Raw genomic sequence first — 21300 nt, forward strand, 5'->3', positions numbered from 1 at the left:
CCATGCTTATCTATTCATATTGTATGTCTAGTGTATCCTGAATGTTTAAAAAATGCTTCGGTTGAAATAAAAAATAAAAAAACGCCTCTTTGTGAAATTTCACAAATGGACGTTTTTTAGCTTCATATCAAGGTATATGGTCATTTTCTCATTCATGTTTTTTAAATCTATTTCTGCAATGTCTGTAATACGTTTTAATCTGTAATTCAATGTATTGATGTGGATGTTTAATTGCTTTGCGGCAATATTGGCATTGCTGTCACAGTCAATAAATCGTTCAAGGGTTTCGACTAGGTTGGAATGATGCCTCAGGTCGTAATCTTCCAGCTTTGATAAAGAATAACTGGAGTAAGATGAGCCCCTTCGTTTTTCAGCGAGGACATCTAAATATTGATAAATACCAAGTTCAGAAAAACTGTGTAAACGTTCGGTTTCAACAGGAAAGCGCTCTTTTGTTTTTAATACAGCCAGTGCTTCTTTATAGGAAGGCTGAATATAAGAGATGTTATCGTAAATTCCACCAATCGCTGCTTGAACGTGATGGATATGATACCGGTCAGACAGCTGCTGCAGCATGCCGCTCGTGAATTGTTTAATATCGTGCAGCGGGTGTTCCGTTTTGGGTGAGACAAGAATAATGAATTCGTGAAAATCAACAGTTGTTAACAGCACTTGGACTTGCTGCGTTGTTTCAAGCAGGTAAGATAGCTTTTTTTCTGTGTCTTCTGTGAGTTCGTCACGAAGGCGGAAGATGATGATGGCATACGTGTCTGGACATCTGATGCCAAGTCTTAAAAATAGGTCTAGCATCTCATCCTTTTCATGAATATGACCTGTGAGCATCTTCCAGAAAAGCTCCTGATTGCGTTCTTCTGTTTTCGTTTTGCGAATTTGTAAGTTAAGTAATTTGTTTTTAACAGCATGTGCTGCCATCTTCAGAAGGTCCATTTCTTCTTCTGAAAAAGGCTGTGTGGACTCAATCGCCCAGATAAAACCGAGTACTTCTTTGTCCTTCCAGATTGAAATGGCAACCCTGCTAGATAAACCCACCTCTGCAATTTGAGGGACACGAAGCGGTTCGTCTGTTTTAAGGAGTGTAGGAATGATACCGTCCTTCCAAAGCCGATTAATGACTTTTTCCGGTACACGGCGGGAGATAATGGTTGAAGTTCTGGCGGGATCAGTAAAATCATTATGAGTGCTATAGGCCAACAATCGATGATGCGTATCTTCTATAGTAATAGGGCAATTGAGCACATCACTAATTTGGTCTGCCACATCCTCTAAACGATCAAGACTATACTTGAATGGATCTGTCTTTTTTGTCATAAAAACCCCTGCTTTTTCGAATATTTCACGTACTTACATTATGAAGAGAAAGAGGTACGTAAATCAATAACAAAATGCCATAAATTTAAAAAAAGAGAAAGCCCAGAGAAGCAAGCACATCGATGCTGAATGAAGGCGAAAAAGAAATAGTACAATAATAACGTAGTAAAAAATCAATAGGCGGAAAGATTCAGTGAAGTGTGTCTACACTTATTAAGAATATATGACCAAAAAAATGTTAAATACTAGATAAAAAGCGAAAAAACAGTAATTCTATAGACTCATTTTGTAAAATAAAAACAGATTTGTTTGACTGTGTATCATTTCTGTTTTTATAATAATAACGTCAAAAAATAAGTGGATTAGCCCATTATATGGCGGCTATGCACGGGAGGTAATGAGGAATATGTCAGGAATTATTCGCGTAACCCCAGAAGAACTAAGAGCGACCGCTAAGCAATATGGTGTTGAAAGTCAAGAAGTGTTAAACCAAGTTGATCGTCTAAATAGAATGATCTCTGATTTAAAAGGAATGTGGGAAGGTGCTTCTAGTGAAGCATTTGCTGATCAATACGAGCAGTTAAAGCCTTCATTCATCAAAATGTCTGATCTACTAACAGATGTCAGCAATCAGCTTGATCAAACGGCAAATACACTTGAAAGCACTGACCAAGACATCGCAAGCCAAATCCGCGGCTAATCAAAGGGATTTCCTTTCTAAGTGTGAAAAGCAGAAAAAGCGCCGAGTGTGTCAATGGATGCCGGCGCTCTTTCTATTTTGTGAGGTGGAAATTTGTGTATATCGATATTACCATCGACTTAAAAAATTATGATGGCAGTGTGTTTGATTTGAGACTATCAAATTATTTACATATTAAACAAGTCATCCATATCGCCTGGCAGGCAAAACAAATCTCACTTCCTAAGCGAGAAGGCGGCTGGGTGCGAGTAGTCAATAAGAAAGCTGTGTTTTCAGGCGAATATAAGCTGTCAGACTGTGGAATCACCACAGGAGACAGGCTGGAAATACTATGAAAGGACTTTTGTAAATGGCAGATAAAAAGAGTTCCTATTTAGAAGAACAATTAGAAGCAGTTATGAAAAAAGAGGGTGGCGCCTACAGCTTCATTTTTCAAAGAGAGACAATTAAACTCTTAGACGGTTTAGAAGCGGCACCGATCAAAGACATCAATCCTTCATTCAAAAAAGAGATTCAATTAACTGAAGATGAGGTCATCATTTCTATTCAACCGCCTCCTGCCTATCAGGAATTTCGTTTCATCCATGCAAAGGATGAAAAAAGCAAATGGATTTTTTCATACCAGCTTGTCGATGCAGTTTGCAAACATGACGTGAAGCGGCTGCATCCTATTGTTTCTCCTGAAAACATTGTTTTTCATCAAGGCTTAGCTCCTGCATTTTTGCATTACGGGGTCAAAGAAAGCATCCCGCCATATGAAACGGATGACCATCGTTTATTAAAAGAAGTCAAAGCCGTCATTCTTCGAGTGGTGGACCATGAATATCAGTTTCAGGAATATGTGGCATACAGTGAGACGCTGAAATTATCTGAACTGGCAAAAGAAATCGTTGAAACGCAGTCGCTGGAAGAATTGTCTGCCCTCACTCAGCAAAAAATCGAAGCGATTGAAACGAAAGAGAAAACGCTATTAACCATTCCGAAAAAGAAATGGAAGATCGAACGATATATCGGGCTAGGTCTGCTTGTCCTATTAATCCCTGCTTTGGTGTACACCATATACACCTTCTTTTTTGCGATGCCGAAACACGAAGCGTATGTCGAGGCAAACAAATATTATCTCAACAAACAGTACAGCCAAGTGGTGGATACGTTAGAAAAATATTCAGCCAATCAAATGCCGGTCTCTCTTCAATATGAACTGGCCATTTCGTATGTACAAACGAATCAAGGCAACCTGTTACTCGATCAGCATAAAAAAGAAATCACAGATACATACACATTACAGACTGATCCTCAATATTTCCTTTTCTGGATTCATATTGGACAAGGCAATAGCAAGGAAGCACTTGATATTGCACGTGTACTTGGAGACGACCGGTACATATTCACGGCACTCGTCGCCTACCGCAATGACATTCAAAACGATGACAGTCTTACTGCAGAAGAAAAACAAAAACAGCTAGACCCGATTATTAAGGAAATGGCGAAATATGAAGAAAAAGAAACAACGGAGACAAGCACCAACGACTCCTCGGGCGCAAGCCAAACAGATGAAACAGCTGAACAAAAAGAGCAGTCAAAAGCCGATCAAGAGAAAAAAGAGAAAGAATCTGAAGCGAAAAAGAAAACCTCTCAGACGAAAAAAGATGAGAAAAAATAATTCTTTCGATACAACTGACAGTTGCTGCTGTCCCATGAGGAGGTGGAGCGTTTGAGTCTTCTTTGGGTTTTTTATGAGGAGGATTATCAAACCGTCCGTTTAGACGAGCAGTTCAATCGAGAAGCTGTGATTGGACCTGAAATAGAGCATACGGTGACAATCCCTACACTTTCGTTTGATGAAGGGGTCATCCGTTTATCTCCCGATGAACCGAATGATGGCTTTTCCATTTATCAGGGTGAAGGGAAGAAAGGCACATTACTTCTACATGAACCATATAAACTTGGATCACTTACACTTATGTTAATGGAAGCACATCATGACCAACACATTTATTACCTAGGAAATAGAGTCGAGCTGTCTTTTTCACGTGAGAACAAAGATGAGATCGATGTGTGGAAAGAACAAGCGCATTCCATGTTTCAAGATGCGAGCCAGTTTACTTTGGAGAAGATCGAAGGAACTTGGTATGTCATGCCTCAGGACGAGACGATTTATGTGAACGGGAAAAAAATCCATGGTCCAGAGAAGGTTTATACTGGAGATGAACTGTTCTGGAACTTTCTAACGGTGACATTGAAAGATGATGATTTATTGCAGGTGACTGCATATGAACCATTTCAAACACGTTTGGAAAAAACAAGAGCACCAAGCACAGAAACAAAACAAAAATATCCTTTATATAGACGAACACCTCGTTTAATTTATGACCTGCCAGATGACCGGGTATCCTTTAGCTTTCCTTCGCAGGAGAGTGAAAATAACAGCAGAGGGCTTTGGCTTGTTGTCCTTCCGCCGCTTGTGATGCTTCTTGTGATGGGGATTGTCGCTCTTGTCCAGCCACGCGGGATCTTTATCGTCGTGTCGATGGCGATGTTTATCATGACATTAATCACATCGTCCGTTCAATACTTTAAAGAGAAATCACAACGCAAAAGACGGGAAGAAAAACGGCAGCGAGTCTATTCTCTATACTTAGAAAATAAACGAAAAGAGCTGCAAGAGCTCTACGACCGCCAGCAATATATTTTGACGTATCATTATCCGTCATTTGAACAAATGAAGTACTTAACGTCAGAAATTAGCGGCCGAATTTGGGAAAAAACACTTGTGAGTGACGATTTCTTGCAGCTGCGTCTTGGGACGGGTGCAGTCCCATCAAGCTATGAATTATCGATGAGCGGCGGCGATATGGCCAATCGTGACATGGATGACTTAATGGAACAAACGCAGCACATGCAAAAGGTCTATCGTGAAGTGAAGGATGTACCCATTACATTTGGTCTTGCAGATGGCCCAACAGGCTTGATTGGAAAGCCAGCGATTGTGAAAAAGGAGCTTCATCAGCTTGTTGGACAGCTTGCTTTCTCGCACAGCTATCACGATTTGAGATTTGTCTTTATCTTTCATGAGCAGGAGTATGAGAATTGGGAATGGATGAAGTGGCTTCCGCATTTCCAGCTGCCTCATACATACGGCAAAGGGTTTATTTACAACGAACAAACACGCGATCAGCTGTTGTCCTCGATTTATGAAATTTTACGTGAACGTGATTTAGAAGAAGAAAAAGAGAAAAAAATCTTTACGCCTCACTTTGTGTTTATCGTGACAAATCACGAGCTTATTGCTGAACATGTGATTTTAGAATATTTAGAAGGCAGCCGGACAGACCTTGGCATCTCAATTATTTTTGCTGCTGAAACAAAGGAAAGCTTAGCTGAAAATATCTCGACGCTTGTCCGTTATATTAACGAAGAAGAAGGAGACATTCTCATTCAGCACAAGAAAGCCGTCCGAATTCCATTTCAGCTTGATACACATGAGCGCGGGGACAATGAGCTGTTTGCCAGAACGCTGAGAACATTAGATCATCAAGTTGGCATGACCAATTCGATTCCTGAAACGGTCTCCTTCCTTGACCTTTTTCATGCCAAACAGGTAGACGAGATTGGTATTCGTGAAAAATGGCTCACATCAGAAACGGCCAAATCACTATCTGTGCCAATCGGTTATAAAGGGAAAAATGACATTGTGGATCTGAATCTGCATGAAAAAGCACACGGTCCGCACGGCCTGTTGGCGGGAACAACAGGATCAGGGAAAAGTGAATTTTTACAGACGTACATTTTATCGCTCGCTGTACACTTTCACCCGCATGAAGTCGCTTTCCTGCTGATTGACTATAAAGGAGGCGGAATGGCGCAGCCGTTCCGAAATATTCCTCATTTACTTGGCACCATCACCAATATTGAAGGCAGCAAAAACTTTAGTGAAAGAGCGCTTGCCTCAATTAAAAGTGAATTGAAGAAAAGACAACGGTTGTTTGATCAATATCATGTGAATCACATCAATGATTATACGAAGCTCTATAAGGAGAAAAAGGCTGAACAGGCAATGCCTCATTTATTCTTAATCTCTGATGAGTTTGCTGAATTAAAAAGTGAAGAGCCGGACTTTATCAGGGAGCTTGTCAGTGCTGCACGTATCGGCCGAAGCCTCGGGGTCCATCTCATTTTGGCTACCCAAAAGCCAGGCGGGGTCATCGATGATCAGATTTGGAGTAACTCCCGCTTTAAGGTCGCACTAAAAGTACAAGATGCGTCAGACAGTAAGGAAATATTGAAAAATAGTGATGCGGCGTCCATTACCGTTACAGGCCGCGGCTACTTACAAGTGGGAAACAATGAAATTTATGAATTGTTCCAATCAGCTTGGAGCGGTGCGCCATATATGGAAGATGGCTACGGATCAGAAGATGACATTGCCATTGTGACAGATACTGGACTCATTCCGTTATCAGGGGTAAGTACAGAGCCGGCAGTGAAGAAAGAGACAGTATCGGAGATTTCTGCTGTTGTGGATGAAATTGAACGTATGCAGCAGGAGCTTGGGATTGAGAAGCTTCCAAGTCCATGGCTTCCACCGCTTGAAGAACGGATTCCAAAAACACGTTATGCGTCGAGTGAAGAGCATGTCTTCCATTTTGCGCTTGTCGATGAGCCAGATCAGCAAAGCCAGCATCCACTTTCTTATCAAATGATGGAAGATGGGAACATTGGCATCTTCGGTTCCTCCGGCTACGGCAAATCACTTGCTGCGACAACACTGCTCATGAGCTTTGCGGAGAGATATTCACCTGAAGAATGGCATGCGTATATTTATGACTTCGGAAACGGGACATTGCTTCCGTTAGCCAAGCTGCCGCACACGGCGGATTATTTCTTAATGGATCAAATGAGAAAGATTCAAAAGTCAATGACGCGTTTGCGGGAAGAGGTTGAATACCGCAAGCGGTTATTCAGGCAGCAAGAAATGAGTCATATCAAAATGTACAACGCCTTAAATGAGAAAAAGCTCCCGTTCATTTTCATCGTGATCGACAACTTTGACATTGTCAAAGACGAAATGCATGAACTTGAATCTGAATTTATCCAGCTGAGCCGTGATGGACAATCATTAGGAATTTACTTCTTGATTACAGCGACTCGGGTAAACGCAGTCCGCCAATCTCTTATGAATAACCTGAAAACAAAGGTTGTTCATTACTTAATGGATCAAGGAGAGGCGTATTCGATTATTGGCAGACCGAAATTCAGCTTAGAACCGATTCCAGGACGAGTCATTATCAATAAAGAAGAGCTTTACTTTGCGCAAATGTTCCTGCCAGTTGAAGGAGAGAACGATCTCGAACTGTTTGAGCATTTGAAAGAAGAGATACAGCTTCTTCATGATCGCTTTGAATCAGCTGAAAAACCAAAGCCTGTGCCAATGCTTCCTGATAAACTGACCATTTGGGAGCTGGAGAGTCGTTTAGAAGAACAAAAACAGCCGTATGACATTCCAGTCGGACTAGATGAGGAATCTGTTGCACCTGTTTACTTTGACTTGAAAAAGAATAAACACTGCCTCATCATCGGTCAAACGCAGCGAGGGAAAACAAATGTGACAAAACTGATTCTTGATCAGCTTTTAGCAGCAAGACCTGAGAAGCTGGCCGTGTTTGATTCGATTGATCGGGGTCTTTCCCATTATGCAAAGGAAGAGAATATCGATTACCTTGAAACAAAAGATGATATCACTGAATGGGCAGAGGAAATAGACCGTTTATTCAAGGTGCGGGAAGAGATGTACGTCGAAGCTGTACGCAGGGGAGAGACCGATCAGTTGTCGTTCCCTCAAATTGTGCTTGTGATTGATGGCATTACGCGTTTTCAGCAGACGATCGATCCGCGTCTTCAAGATCAATTGGCTGATTTCATGAAGTCATATGCACACCTAGGCTTTAGCCTGATCGCATCAGGGAATCATACCGAATTCAGTAAAGGCTATGATGCACTCACAAACGAAATTAAACAAGTTCGTCATGCCATGTTACTCATGAAAAAATCAGAGCAAAACATCATACCGCTTCCATATGCAAGACAAGAACCAGATATTCAGCCAGGGTTCGGGTATTTGGTTGAAAACGGGAAAGAGAAGAAAATCCAGGTTCCTTTATGTGCGGTAGAAAGGAAGAGTGTTCAATGACAGAGCAGCAAAAAAGCTCCATCAAAATCGTATCGACCATGATATTGATTCTTGTTCTGCCGGTTTTATTTTTCCACCTCATTGGAGATGACCCGGCAAAACAGAAAAAGAATGCCACACGTAATATTGCTGTGGTCAATGAAGATATGGGAGCGAGCGAAAGTGAAAACACCGCTCGTTTCGGACAGGATGTCGTGGCAGCATTATCAGAGCGTCCAGATTATACATGGACCGTAGTGAATCGCAGTGCGGCGGAAAATGGACTGAAAAACAGAAAGTATGACGCTGTCCTCTATATTCCGTCTGATTTCTCTAAAAATGTGCTCAGCTATGATAAAGACCACCCTGAAAAGGCATCCATTCAATTTTCTATTCAAGACCAGCTCAATTCAGTCAATAAAGAGAAAGTGCAAAGAGAGCTGGAAAATGCGCAAAAGAAAATGAATGAACAGATGTCAACGTTATACTGGAGTTTTGTATCACAGGAAATCGGCAATGTTAGAGAAGAGTTTGAGCATATTGTCGGCAAAGAAGTCGAATTCCAAAACACAATGTATAATTTCTATAAGCCGAACTCAAACAAACTATCAGATGCCGTTCAGCAGCAGAAGAAACAAATAGAAGAATTAAAAAATGCGATGACCGACTCACAGAAGCAGTATAAAGACGGTTTGAGTACAACAGAAGAAGCTAAGAACCAGTTAAAGGACTTTGTGAAAGCAGTCGATCAATACCAGCAGTATCAAGACAAACAAAAGGACCTCTTGATCAAAGCGCAATCGACAAGCAAAAAACAAATCCAGCAAGGGCTTAAACAGCTCGCTGATATTCAAAACCAAAATGCCCGCAGCTTTAGTGATCAAATGGGCGGGCTCAAAACAGACATCAACGGGGTACAAAGTCAGCTAAACACAACGGACAGCGCCATCCAATCTGTTCAAAAGTCAAGAGAGGACGCTATTCCTAAGCAATCAACGGGATTAACGGAACTTGTGAAGGCATCTCAGAAGGAACTGATTAAAAACTATGAAAAGCAGTACCTGGAATACTATAAAAATAAGATGGAAGCCTTGCAAAATAATTTAAAAGAAAAAAGGGAGCAGATTTTAGCTGAAACTGAAAAGCCAGAGGACTCCAGTAAGGATGGACCATCAGATCAAGATAATGAAAACCCTGAAGAGATTGGGATTAATTTAGATGAAGAGACAAATGAACTCTCGCAAATTTCAACAGAAATGAACGATCTCGCGGATCAATTAGCAGATCAGGAGACGCCGCCTACTACTGAAAATGGCAAAGAAGGTGGAGAGGGCGAAAATCCTGTTCAGCCAGATTCCGGCAGCACGAATTCATCTAAGGATGACCTTAAAGCACTCTCTACTCGTTTAGAAGAAGTGAAAAAGAAGATTCAAGAAAAAGCTGCCGCTCATAATGACGAATTGAAAGACAAAGTGAGTCAGATGAGTAAGGAGCTTAAGGACCTTTCTGATAAAATAGGTAAACTTGAAAAAAAGTTTCTATGGTTACAAGATCGATATAACGTCATTCCGAATGAAATCCAAAATCAAGAATCATCCATTGTAAGTAAAGTAAAAGAGCTGAAGCGCAGAAACTCACCAATTGGTGGAGCCTTTGCTGATGATCTTTTTGAGGAAAAGTTTGATACAAAATCAACAGACACTAAAAAGTTAATGGAGTATTCCAATCAACTCTCCCAACTAGATATGATGCTTGATGATTTTTACGAATCAACAAATAACTCTTCTCTACTAGACACAAAAGAAGAGAAAATCCAGTCCATCCTCTCCATCAAAAAAGAGGAAACAGAAAACTGGGATACGCTCAAAAAACAAATGCTGACGTCAAACGATGATGTGTCTACTTTTATTGATGAGATGCAGAAGTTTTCAGATGGCTATGCAGAATACATTTCGACTCAGCAGGCAAGCATGGAACAGGAATTAAATACAATCTCTGAAAGTGCGGACAATGTTGCGGAGCAAATGGCTGATCAAGGAGATGCAGTGTATACGGCAGACCTTGCAGGCAGTTCAATTGTTGTCAGTGCACAGGATTCAATTGGACAGGAAGTGCTTCGTCTTTCTGAAAATATGAGTTCGTTAACCGACCGCCAAAAAGGGGTGGCGGATTATACGAATAACATTGAAGAGAGTGTGACAACAGTTCAAGAAAAAGCGGATACGCTGAATGAAAACTGGAGTAAGAATGTCAACTCTACGAAGCTTGTTCAGCAAGATTTGAAAGGTATTTTAGGAAACACATTGAGTGATCAAGGCAACAGCAACTATGTGTATAACCACTTAGCCAATCCGCTGAAAATTAGCGGTGATGTGCCGGAAGAAAAAACGCAGACGGTACCGCCAGTGGTCATTTTGGTCATTGTGATGATCAGTAGTTTGTTAATTGGCTTTTTCAGCTCGTATTATGCGGCAGCTCCGATGCTGGTGAAAGGTGCACTGTTTGGCATCTTAAATCTATTAGTCGGACTCATGATCAGCTTGTTTGGACTGAACATTTACAAGCTTGCAGATGATCAAGCGATTCAGTGGTCCATTTTCACGATTTTACTATTAGTGGCTTGTTCCGCCTTTATTCGCACGGCGTTCCTTTTCGGCTCTATTGCCGGATGGATGGCAGCAACGGCGCTTATTTTCTTCTTTGTCGCACCATTAATTGATTTGGTGATGCCGAATTTCCATTTCACAAATCCAGTGACAGACGTGTACCTGTCCATCCAATATGGAAATGGAGATCACTTTGGAATGGGTGTTATAGGATTAGTGATTTTAACTGTCCTCTTCATGGCCATCCCGCTTGTGACAAAGCTATGGAAAGATAAAACGGAGGAACGTGATGTGACTCATGAGGCTTAATCTGTTCGTGAAAGGGGGGGCACTTGGTGTCATGTCCCTTTTTCTCCTCATTCCTGCTGCTTTCGCTGCTGGTGAAGATACGGATACAAATGTCAAGCCGAATGAATATCAGGAAAAAGAACTCAATATTAACTCAAGTATATTGAGGGATCAAACGAAATACGAACAAAGCAAAAAGACATCAACAGTCAAAACAGACATTCATTTTGCTGAACCGCCTAAAACTCCGGGAGGGTCTCTTTCTCCGCAGCTTTTCAGTGATCTAAAAGAGAACCCGCCCAAAACATCAGCTCACATGATGGAAGAGATGAATATCTCTTTTCGTGATGCCGCTGTATCAGCACCTTCTGGCGATGATCACAAGAAGCAGACATCAGCACTGCTTCCGATCATCTTTGGTTTCTTAATCGTCTTTGGCATTGTCGTGATGTTCATTCTGATTCCTAAGGTGAATGTGAAGGCTGAAAAGAAATAGCCTGTCTCTTTGAAAAGAGGCAGGCTTTTCTTATGCAGATTGCTTGATGTCATACCGTTCCACTACGTAAAATAGTGTTATCAAGGGAGGAGATTGTCATTCGAATTTCAATCGTTACAGGCGGATCAAAAGGATTTGGTCTAGCACTTGTGAACCGGCTGCTTTCACGCGGGGACCATGTGTATACGGCAGCAAGAAGTGCATCGCCGATTTACCATCCGGAGCTCACACATACACAGGTCGACCTGACAGATGAGAAAGCAGCAGCCAAATGGCTTCAAGATAGTCTCACGCCGCAAACACTGGCAGCTGCTGATGACATCTTATTCGTCAATAATGCAGGCATGGTGACACCTATCAAACGTGTGGGGCAAGGCGGACAGGATACGCTTCATCAGCATTATACGTTGAATCTTGTCATCCCTGTTTTGCTGAGCCATGTTTTTACCAAGCAGACTCAATCATATAGCGGAAAGAAAACGATCGTTCACCTTTCTTCTGGAGCGGCGAAAAACCCTTATAAAGGCTGGAGTGCGTATTGCAGCTCAAAGGCAGGACTTGATATGTTTATGAGGACTTTGCATGAGGAACAGCAGGACGAGGCGTATCCAATCAACACGTTTTCATTTTCCCCCGGCACCATTGATACAGATATGCAGGGGGAGATTCGGAAGTCATCAAAACAGGACTTCGAACAAATTGACCGTTTTCAGCAATTATATGAAACAGGCACGCTGAAGAGTCCAGATGAAGTCGCAGGTATTTTGCTCGATCTTTTAGCGGATGATCCAGCTGGCGGATGCGTATACGATGCACGTGAGTATGTGAAAAAGCAGTCATAACGACTGTAGCAGCGTGAAGACAAACCCTCGCATTCGGTGTCAGTCCTGCATGCCGGTGCTCACGAATCTCAAATTCGCTCCGCGCCAGCTAGACTTCAAGGGTTTTCATATCACACTGTAAAGAAGAAAAAAGCAGTCATCACGACTGCTTTTTTTCGTCTTGTACAAGCAAAACCAGCTGATTTGACATAAGCTAATCTTGAGACTCATAGAAAATATAACAGAACATTTGAGTTTCTTTTCAGAATATGTTAGGATGCTAAAAATATAGATAAGGAGGGGTTTCCATGAGAAAGGTTACATTAATGGATGTTTACACCCATCCAGTTGCTCAAAAGTATTTAAATCGTTCAGGAAAAGCCCATGCGATTGCTTGTGCTTATCACGCATTCAAGCTGGCGATGCAGGCGGGAATTAACCCAGATCTGGCTGTGAAAGCAGCACTCTTGCATGATATCGGCCACTATGAATGGTATACAGCCGGCGGAGAATGGGATTACGAGACATATAGAAGAAATGATATTCATGCCATTAAAGGTGCAGAGCGGGCACACAAACTGCTCATACGGCTCGGGGAGGAACCAAAAGCAGCCAAAGATATTGCACTTGCGATTCTGCTTCATACGGATTCATATTTGCCAGAGGGCGACCTCCATAAGGACACACTCCAGCAAATTGTGAAGAAAGCAGATGAAATGGATGAAGAGCCTGGCGGACACCACCATTACAGACAAATAGACGAATCATTGGCAATGAAAAAGATTGCCGATTTGGATCAGAAAGTGCAGCAGGCACTCCAGCCCATGAAACGCTCTGTTTAGTATGGAATGTCTCCATGAATCGTTCCGTGCTGATCGACATACAACGTGCGAATAACGGTACGGTTAAACGCAGATGTTCCTGACGTAGTGAGTCCGGTGTAATGCACCGTGACGGAATAAGCACCTTCTTTTTTCAATTGAATGGCTGATGAGGTACTTGTTTTCAGTGGATGATCCTTTTGTGCATCTTTAAAGTAATTGGTTTCCACTGATTTGCTTAACCGTTTAATCAGACCGCTTGAATGGGTTGATGCATCCCCTGACTTCGATGCAGCTGCTTTAATTTCTTCATTTAATGGTGAATCAAAGGATACAAGCAGCAGATAAGGAGCCTTTTTTCCTGAATTCGATCGAATCGTCCATTTTCCAGGAACGGGCTTATTGATTTGCACATGGTGTGAATATGCGCCTTCATATGGGAAAGATGCTTCCGATGTCTTAAGGTTTGTTAAGACGTCTCCATTTGGGGCGATGATTTCTGGCCGCGTCTCCTGCCTTTCATTTAACCACTGAATCGATAAGCCATTCGTTCCTTCCTCTACATAGAACGCTTCTGTTTTATCCTTTTCACTTTCTCCACCTTTCACATAAACATCTGTATTCAGCTCAGCAGAAACGGGCTCTTGTTCCTCTTTATTTTCATTTTCAGCGCTTGCGACATTTGCCAGAAGCTGATGCTGGAACACAGGAAACATACTTGTGCCGTTTTTGATTGAATGATGATCCCATTTTCCTGTTAAAATATTGTTTGCATACGATAGTCTTGTGCTGTTTACCGTGACGGCGCCATCATTTGCACCAAAGCTCTTTAAATACATGCCGCCTAAATACAGCACACCGCCAAATGTTCCCCATTCCGAGCCAGAGTAGGTGACATATTTATTGGGAAACGCCTCCAGCTGGTCGGTTTCACTTCGAAAAGCCGCCATCAGACCGGTTTGCAAAGAATAAAGCGCGTCGCTTTTTTGTCCAAGAATTTGCGCGAGCCAGCTTCCGCCCTTGCTATACGCTAGATCCGCAAGCGGTGTCCCGTTATGAGGAGAGCCGAGAGTAATGACCTTTTCCACATAGGGATGGGCTTTGAAATACACCAGTGCGGACTGTGTATCGACCCCGCCTTTACTATGACCAATCACAATGAGTTTTCTATCAAACGCATCATAGATTTCTTTGAGCTTTTCTGCTAATAGTTTGCCGTTCTTTTTCATGTCCTGATCTGGATGCAAATCTATGAATGCGCTTTCGTATCCGTTCAGAACAGCCTGCTTTGCCATATCGTTTCGATCGGACCAAGTGGAGGAGGAGCTGTTAATGCCATGAACAAAAACAAGTGGTGGTTTTGATTCGTCTTTTTGAACGGGCTCTTCTCCTTTAAACCACTTCCCCGGCGTCCCAGGTGGATCTCCAATTGTGCCTGCATACGCATAACTTGCAGAGGATAGAAAGAGCATGACAGCAACAATACAGATGAGTTTTTTCAAGACAATTCACCTCTTCGAATGATTTAAATTGTTGGCAGCACCAATCTATTATACTTCTAAAAAATGTAAAAACGCACTATTTGTAAAAATATGGTATTAATGTTGTGGGTTTGCCCTGAGTGACATTCACATGGGTTCATGCATACGCTGTGGGTAAATACACAAGTAAAGGGGCAGGTAGGATGGCACAACAAGGAAGTCCACAGCTTGTTTCATTAGTTGATCCATATGTTTATCAAACATTGCAGAAAGTGGTCGGTATGAGATTAATTGTGCAAACAGTGAAAGATACGGTGCGTGGGAAATTGAAGGAAGTTATGCCGGATCATATTGTGATTGAAGCGGGGGCGAAATCAGTTTTTTATGTGCGGATCCAGCAAATCGTGTCGGTGATGCCTGATCACAGTGAAAGAGTGTAACAAGCAGACGCATAGATGTCTGCTTTTTTTTCATGCTTATAGAATGTATATCTGGAAAAAGTGCATGATATACCAATTGTTCTTTTTTTTTCAAAAAATGAGGTTCTAAAACAAGAAGCAGTTGACAGAAGGTGGGTTGAATAGTAGTTTTTTAATAAGATCAATACGTAACAGGAGGAGCATCTTTGTTAAAATCTAAAGTTCATTTTTGGACATTCCAAATATTACTTGTTTTACTCATTGTCTATGTATCAACAAAGGTTTCGTTTTTATTTCAGCCGATTATTTTATTTGCATCAACACTGTTTGTCCCCATCTTACTGGCGGGTATTCTCTTTTTCATCTTTAATCCAATTGTTCGATTTTTGTCCAAGAAAATTCCTAGGACACTCGCTATCCTGATCATTTATCTCTTGTTCATTGGACTCATCACGTTCATCGTCAATGCTGCTGGACCGGTGATTGTCTCGCAGGTCGGTGGACTTGTCAAAAGCTTCCCTGGTTATGTGACGGACATGCAGAAGTTTATCAATGACTTTTCGCATTCTAAAACATTTACTTGGATGATGAACCAAGATTATGTGTCTGTCTCAAAATTTGAACAGACGATCGTTTCGACATTAAAAGATTTGCCGGAAAATATCGCTTCAAGTATGTCTGCTGTGTTTGGCGTGATTGCCAATATCGCCTTAGCCGTCATCACAGTTCCGTTCATTTTGTTTTATATGCTGAAAGACGGGCATAAGTTTCCGGACAAGCTCGTTCAATTTTTGCCAATGCCTTACCGTAAGGAAGGATTGAAGATTTTTAAAGAATTAAACGACACACTTGCGGCTTACATACAGGGGCAGATTGTTGTCTGTTTATTTGTTGGAGTGGCTTGTTTTATCGGATACTTATTAATTGGTGTGAAATATGCGCTTATTCTTGGCATTATCATTGCGGTCACAAATGTGATTCCGTACCTTGGACCATATCTTGGCGCGGCACCAGCTGTGCTGATTGCCTTTCTTGATTCGCCTGGAAAAGCAGTGGTGACAGTGATTGTGATTCTTGTCGTTCAGCAAATTGACGGAAATGTCATTTCTCCATTGATCATTGGGAAACGCCTTAACACACACCCTTTGACCATTATCCTGCTGTTAATTGGTGCAGGAAGCTTTGGGGGAATCCTTGGCATGATCTTTGCAGTCCCTGTCTATGCACTGCTCAAAGCGATCACCCTAAATATTGTCAGATTGGTTCAGCTGCGTCAGCGGTCTCGTAAAGAACAGCATTTAAACGTATAGGGCAGATGCACAACTTTTCCCTTTTTGCATAAGATGGTTGACATAAGCAGATAGGGGGAGATTCTGATGCCTGCAATCGTTGGACCTATTCATATCGAGTCATTAGGAGGAAACGGTGCAGCTACTTTCGGTGATGTACTGGCCATTGCCCCTTTGGCTGTAAACCACTCCACTGGCGGGGCGGGAGCCTTTAATTCAGGTGATTATATGTCTCTTACAAGTGATCCTAATGCGACGATGCTTTGGGACTTCACATTGTTTGACCAGCCTCAATCATTTAATGCATAGAAAGACAGCTGGTGATCAAATATCAGCTGTCTTTTTTTATTTGTGATACACGTATTGTTGAGCTGGGCAAATGATGTGGATAGAAAAGGTGGTGGACAATGCCAGCGATTGTTGGACCTATTCATATAGATCGTGTGTACGGAAATGGGGCGGCACATTTCGGCGGTGTTTTTCCCATTTCGCCAAAAAGTGTTGATTACTCCGCCGGTGGTTCAGGTACCTATCATGCAGGGGACCTCGTCCAATTTTTTAACAGTCCAAACGTCACATTTGTTTGGGATTTAAATCTTATTAGTCAGCAAAAGAGCTTCAATGCGTAGCCAGCTTTGAAAGGGATTTCCTTTTCAGAAGCTGTCTTTTTTTATGGTACAATGGATATGGATGTAAGAAGAAAAAAGAGGTGTGAACAGAGTCAAATGAAAATTAGAAAAGCACACATCACAAGCCGGCAACCAAAGACCTACAATGTATATTTACATGAAAATAAAAAAGAATATAAAACGCTTGTTGCCGTACCTGACATTGAATGGAGTATATCCATTGCGTACGAGGACGAAAAAGAGCAGCTGATCCATACGCTCGAGCAATCCTTAATGGAAAGAGCAGAAACAGACGAAGCCCGTGAGCTTGCACTAAAGATTGTGCACTGGGTCACAGAAATGTAAATTTTAAAACCAGGAGTGAAAACAGCGATGAAAGAAGAATCCGTAGACTTTTATTTGCAGCAAGGAATATTTGGACATGCTGAAACAAAACCCGATGAACGAAGAATGTTTCTCGGTTCATTAAGGGAACGAGCGCTTCTCGCCCTGACAAAGGGACAGGTATTACGAAATAAACCGTATCAAGAGGTCGAACAAGTATTAAAGTCCAACCGTCAGGCCACTGTTCTTTTAAATGGTGAGTTGTCCTATGCATCTTATTCTCAATATGTGAAAATGGCTAATGCCGCTGGATGTTCCTTTAAAGTGGTGAATCATTATGAGGCGCATTCTCCTTTTGGTCTTGTGATAGAGCTATCAAATGCGGTCAATCAAGAGCACATCTATATAGAAGATGAGCTGTTTCAGAAGGCTTTTTCTCACGAATCTGTTGAATAGGTTTCCCTAGTGAAATGAATAGGCTATAATGAGTCAAAAGAGCATATGGGAGAGATGCGGATGGGCAAAGCATTGGTTTGTATTGATTATACCGTTGATTTTGTTGCAGACGATGGAAAATTGACATGCGGAAAGCCTGGACAGGCGATTGAGCCTAAGATCACAGAGATCACTTCTTCGTTTATTGATGAAGGACACTTTGTCGTCTTTGCAGTCGATCATCATGAAGAGCAAGACCCTTATCATCCAGAGACAAAGTTATTTCCGCCCCATAATATTCGCGGGACAAAGGGAATTGAACTTTATGGCAAACTAAGTTCACTATTTCACACGTCAAAACATTTAAAACATGTCTACTATATGGAAAAAACAAGATACTCTGCTTTTGCAGGCACTCAATTAGAAATGAAACTGCGCGAACGCGGCATCACTGAACTTCATTTAGCCGGCGTATGTACCGATATTTGTGTACTTCATACAGCTGTTGATGCGTACAATAAAGGCTTCGAACTTGTGATTCACCAGAATGCTGTAGCGAGTTTTAATGAAGCGGGGCACGAGTGGGCACTTTCTCACTTTGAGCAGTCGCTTGGTGCGAAAGTGGTTAAGTAAGGGAAGGAGAATGGAAGTTGGAGCATCGGTTTATTGACGACAGTTTATCACTACATACAGATCTTTATCAAATTAACATGGCAGAAACGTATTGGAGAGACGGCATTCATGAGAAGAAGGCAGTTTTTGAACTCTTCTTCAGAAAGCTTCCATTTGACAATGGCTTCGCTGTATTTGCTGGTTTAGAGAAAGCGATTGAATATTTATCGGACTTCTCCTTCACCGAAAGTGATCTAGCGTATTTAAAAGATGAACTCGGTTATAAAAGCGATTTCATTGATTATTTAAGCGGGTTGTCCTTTACAGGAACACTTCATTCAATGCGGGAAGGCGAAATTGTCTTTGCAAATGAACCGATTATGCGCATCGAGGCAACGCTTGTAGAAGCGCAGCTAATCGAAACAGCCTTGCTGAATATCGTGAATTTCCAAACACTGATCGCAACAAAGGCGGCTCGGATTAAAGGAATCATTGAAGATGAGACAGCACTAGAATTCGGAACAAGACGTGCGCATGAAATGGATGCAGCGATGTGGGGAGCAAGAGCGGCACTCATCGGCGGCTTCCAGGCGACAAGTAATGTTCGTGCTGGGAAGCGCTTCAACATTCCAGTGTCAGGAACTCATGCCCATGCGCTTGTACAAGCATACCGCGATGAATATACGGCATTTAAAAAATATGCTGAAACCCATACAGACTGTGTCTTTTTAGTCGATACGTATGATACCGTGAGATCCGGTATTCCGAATGCCATTAAGGTAGCGAAAGAATTCGGAGACAAAATCAACTTTATTGGTGTCAGACTTGATAGCGGTGACCTTGCATACTTGTCTAAAAAAGCTAGAACGATGCTGGATGATGCAGGATTCCATGATGCAAAAGTCATTGCATCGAGCGATCTTGATGAACATACCATCATGAATTTAAAAGCACAGGGTGCCAAAATTGATGTGTGGGGTGTTGGGACAAAGCTGATCACAGCATTTGATCAGCCAGCTCTTGGTGCAGTGTATAAACTCGTATCTATTGAAGAAAATGGAAAAATGAACGATACCATTAAAATTTCGTCTAACCCAGAGAAAGTGACAACACCAGGACGTAAACGTGTGTACCGCATCATCAATCAATTGAATCATCATTCTGAGGGTGACTACATTGCGCTCGAAGAGGAAGATGTTCATAGTGAGGATAAACTGAAAATGTTCCACCCTGTGCATACATTTATCAGCAAATTTGTTACAAACTTTGTGGCTAAGGATCTTCATGTCCCTATTTTCGAACAAGGAAAACTTGTATATGACAATCCGGATATTCAAACGATTCAAGCCTATGTGCAGGATAGCCTCGGACTTTTCTGGGAGGAATATAAACGAATCAGCAAACCAGAAGAATATCCAGTCGATTTGAGTCAAAAATGCTGGGATAACAAGATGCAGTTTATCCATGACGTGAAAAATAAAATTAAAAAAGAGCTTTATGAAAGCTAATTGGAAGAAAAGGAGATCATCAAGCCGGGTGATCTCTTTTTTTATTTTTTGACCGATTCAAAGTGAACCATAAGCACAATCATTTGGTATACTGAAAGCACATCTTGTTTGTCATTGCATAAAGGAGGATTGGAGCAGTTGAGGGTGTTTGTTGCGAGACAGCCTATTTTTAACAGAAAAGAACAAGTCGTATCATATGAGCTGCTTTATAGAGATAGTGAAACCAATACATATAGCGCTGAAGACGGTGACCAAGCGACAACGGACCTCATTATAAATAGCTTTTTAAATATCGGTATCGAAACATTGACAGAGGGCAAACGATGCTACATTAATTTCACCGAAAGCTTACTTTCGTCTGATCTGCTCACCTATTTTGATCCGCATCAGCTTGTGATCGAGATATTAGAAAATGTACCGATTACCCCGGCACTTATTATGAGATGTAAGCAGTTAAAAAAATGGGGATATACGATTGCACTTGATGATTTTTTTCTAAGCGGAACACATTTTAGTGACAAGTTGCTTGACGAACTCCTCTATTGCATTGATATTTTAAAAATTGACTTTCTGAAGACCACATCGGAAGAACGAAGAAATATTCTACATACGTATAAAAAATATCGACTTCGCTTCCTTGCAGAAAAGGTGGAAACGCGAAGAGAGTATGAAGAAGCGCTAGAAGCCGGCTTCCATTTGTTTCAAGGGTATTTCTTTAGCGAGCCTCGTGTCATATCAGGACGAGCATTATCGACCAGCTTCCATGCGTACCACCAGCTCTTAAATGAGCTGAGCAAGGAACAGCCGAATATCCAGGTCGTGACCCATTTTATTGAAAGTGACCTTTCGCTGTCATATCAATTATTAAAAATGCTGAATTCAGGCGGCATGAGACGTCTTTATCAAATCAAAAGTATCCGGCAGGCGATTATCCTGCTTGGGTTTAATGAAATTCGGCGCTGGATCTTTATTCTTTCATTTAAAGAACTGAATGTCCAAGCCAACTCAAGCCAAAAAGAAATTATCAAAATGTCATTCATTCGGGCGAAAACGTGTGAACTGATTGCGAGTCGTACTGAACGAGAGCACCCAGCCTCTTATATGCTGACAGGTATGTTTTCTCTCATTGATACGCTTGTCAGGGCAGATATTACAGAACTTGTGAAAGAGCTGCCGCTTTCTGATGAAGTTGGCGAGGCACTGCTTGGCTATGAAAATGATTATTCATTTGTGCTAGATGTAGCCAAACGGATTGAACGAAATGAATGGGATGATGAGATGTTAAATGGGGAACTCCCGAAGCAAGAAGCCTACGGCTGTTATATAGAAGCCATTGAATGGTGTCATAAAATGTTTGAATCTTAAGAAAAGCC

19 protein-coding genes are annotated in these 21300 nt (G+C 41.7%); 17 read left to right on the plus strand and 2 right to left on the minus strand.

Features of this window, described 5'->3' with window-relative positions; translation table 11 throughout:
• Positions 1-99 precede the first annotated feature (99 nt).
• Positions 100-1329, minus strand: coding sequence for a sporulation transcriptional activator AdeR (gene adeR / locus C6Y01_RS11375; protein ID WP_034659848.1), 1230 nt, complete (start codon positions 1327-1329; stop codon positions 100-102).
• Between the two features lie 406 nt (positions 1330-1735).
• On the opposite strand from adeR, the gene C6Y01_RS11380 reads away from it, so the two are divergent.
• The 8 genes from C6Y01_RS11380 (at position 1736) to C6Y01_RS11415 (ending at position 13251) form a co-directional block, all read left to right on the plus strand.
• A complete protein-coding gene (locus C6Y01_RS11380; RefSeq protein ID WP_003213769.1) occupies positions 1736-2029 on the plus strand; it encodes a WXG100 family type VII secretion target in 294 nt (97 codons plus the stop codon).
• A 95-nt stretch (positions 2030-2124) separates the two neighbouring features.
• Complete coding sequence (yukD, locus tag C6Y01_RS11385; protein ID WP_003213579.1) at positions 2125-2364, plus strand: ESX secretion system protein YukD; 240 nt, start codon at positions 2125-2127, stop codon at positions 2362-2364.
• A gap of 14 nt (positions 2365-2378) precedes the next feature.
• Positions 2379-3692, plus strand: coding sequence for a type VII secretion protein EssB (essB, locus tag C6Y01_RS11390; RefSeq protein WP_034659846.1), 1314 nt, complete (start codon positions 2379-2381; stop codon positions 3690-3692).
• 51 nt (positions 3693-3743) lie between these two features.
• A complete protein-coding gene (essC, locus tag C6Y01_RS11395; RefSeq protein ID WP_106038220.1) occupies positions 3744-8219 on the plus strand; it encodes a type VII secretion protein EssC in 4476 nt (1491 codons plus the stop codon).
• On the plus strand, positions 8216-11113 hold the full coding sequence (gene esaA, locus C6Y01_RS11400) for a type VII secretion protein EsaA (protein ID WP_106038221.1): 2898 nt from the start codon (positions 8216-8218) through the stop codon (positions 11111-11113). The genes essC and esaA overlap by 4 nt, the downstream gene beginning before the upstream one ends.
• Positions 11103-11588: a type VII secretion protein EssA gene (gene essA, locus C6Y01_RS11405; protein ID WP_106038222.1), complete on the plus strand. Its 486-nt coding sequence runs from the start codon at positions 11103-11105 to the stop codon at positions 11586-11588. Before esaA ends, essA begins: the two co-directional genes overlap by 11 nt.
• 98 nt (positions 11589-11686) lie before the next feature.
• A complete protein-coding gene (locus C6Y01_RS11410; RefSeq protein ID WP_034660685.1) occupies positions 11687-12430 on the plus strand; it encodes a (S)-benzoin forming benzil reductase in 744 nt (247 codons plus the stop codon).
• A 287-nt stretch (positions 12431-12717) separates the two neighbouring features.
• Positions 12718-13251: an HD domain-containing protein gene (locus C6Y01_RS11415; protein ID WP_060597222.1), complete on the plus strand. Its 534-nt coding sequence runs from the start codon at positions 12718-12720 to the stop codon at positions 13249-13251.
• Here C6Y01_RS11415 and C6Y01_RS11420 read toward each other — a convergent pair.
• Positions 13248-14732, minus strand: a complete 1485-nt coding sequence (locus tag C6Y01_RS11420) for an esterase/lipase family protein (RefSeq protein ID WP_106038223.1) — start codon at positions 14730-14732, stop codon at positions 13248-13250. The genes C6Y01_RS11415 and C6Y01_RS11420 overlap by 4 nt on opposite strands.
• Positions 14733-14914: 182 nt before the next feature.
• On the opposite strand from C6Y01_RS11420, the gene C6Y01_RS11425 reads away from it, so the two are divergent.
• The 9 genes from C6Y01_RS11425 to C6Y01_RS11465 all read left to right on the plus strand — a co-directional run bounded on the left by C6Y01_RS11425 (position 14915) and on the right by C6Y01_RS11465 (position 21292).
• Positions 14915-15151, plus strand: a complete 237-nt coding sequence (locus C6Y01_RS11425) for a YuzF family protein (protein WP_003213721.1) — start codon at positions 14915-14917, stop codon at positions 15149-15151.
• 185 nt (positions 15152-15336) lie between these two features.
• Positions 15337-16440: an AI-2E family transporter gene (locus C6Y01_RS11430; RefSeq protein ID WP_034659839.1), complete on the plus strand. Its 1104-nt coding sequence runs from the start codon at positions 15337-15339 to the stop codon at positions 16438-16440.
• 66 nt (positions 16441-16506) lie between these two features.
• On the plus strand, positions 16507-16728 hold the full coding sequence (locus C6Y01_RS11435) for a spore germination protein (protein WP_034659837.1): 222 nt from the start codon (positions 16507-16509) through the stop codon (positions 16726-16728).
• Positions 16729-16826: 98 nt separating this feature from the next.
• The gene (locus C6Y01_RS11440; protein ID WP_095285833.1) at positions 16827-17048 is read left to right on the plus strand and encodes a spore germination protein; all 222 of its coding nucleotides are present in this window, start codon (positions 16827-16829) and stop codon (positions 17046-17048) included.
• A 96-nt stretch (positions 17049-17144) separates the two neighbouring features.
• Entirely contained in the window at positions 17145-17393 is a 249-nt protein-coding gene (locus C6Y01_RS11445; protein WP_034660684.1) for a YueH family protein, read from the plus strand.
• A 27-nt stretch (positions 17394-17420) separates the two neighbouring features.
• A complete protein-coding gene (locus C6Y01_RS11450; RefSeq protein WP_034659833.1) occupies positions 17421-17828 on the plus strand; it encodes a YueI family protein in 408 nt (135 codons plus the stop codon).
• Between the two features lie 60 nt (positions 17829-17888).
• On the plus strand, positions 17889-18440 hold the full coding sequence (locus C6Y01_RS11455) for a cysteine hydrolase family protein (RefSeq protein ID WP_095285834.1): 552 nt from the start codon (positions 17889-17891) through the stop codon (positions 18438-18440).
• A gap of 17 nt (positions 18441-18457) precedes the next feature.
• The gene (locus C6Y01_RS11460) at positions 18458-19927 is read left to right on the plus strand and encodes a nicotinate phosphoribosyltransferase (RefSeq protein WP_034659831.1); all 1470 of its coding nucleotides are present in this window, start codon (positions 18458-18460) and stop codon (positions 19925-19927) included.
• A gap of 138 nt (positions 19928-20065) precedes the next feature.
• Positions 20066-21292, plus strand: a complete 1227-nt coding sequence (locus C6Y01_RS11465) for an EAL and HDOD domain-containing protein (protein ID WP_106036552.1) — start codon at positions 20066-20068, stop codon at positions 21290-21292.
• Positions 21293-21300 lie beyond the last annotated feature (8 nt).

The sequence above is a fragment of the Bacillus sp. NMCC46 genome, from assembly GCF_002998465.1.
Taxonomy (GTDB): domain Bacteria; phylum Bacillota; class Bacilli; order Bacillales; family Bacillaceae; genus Bacillus.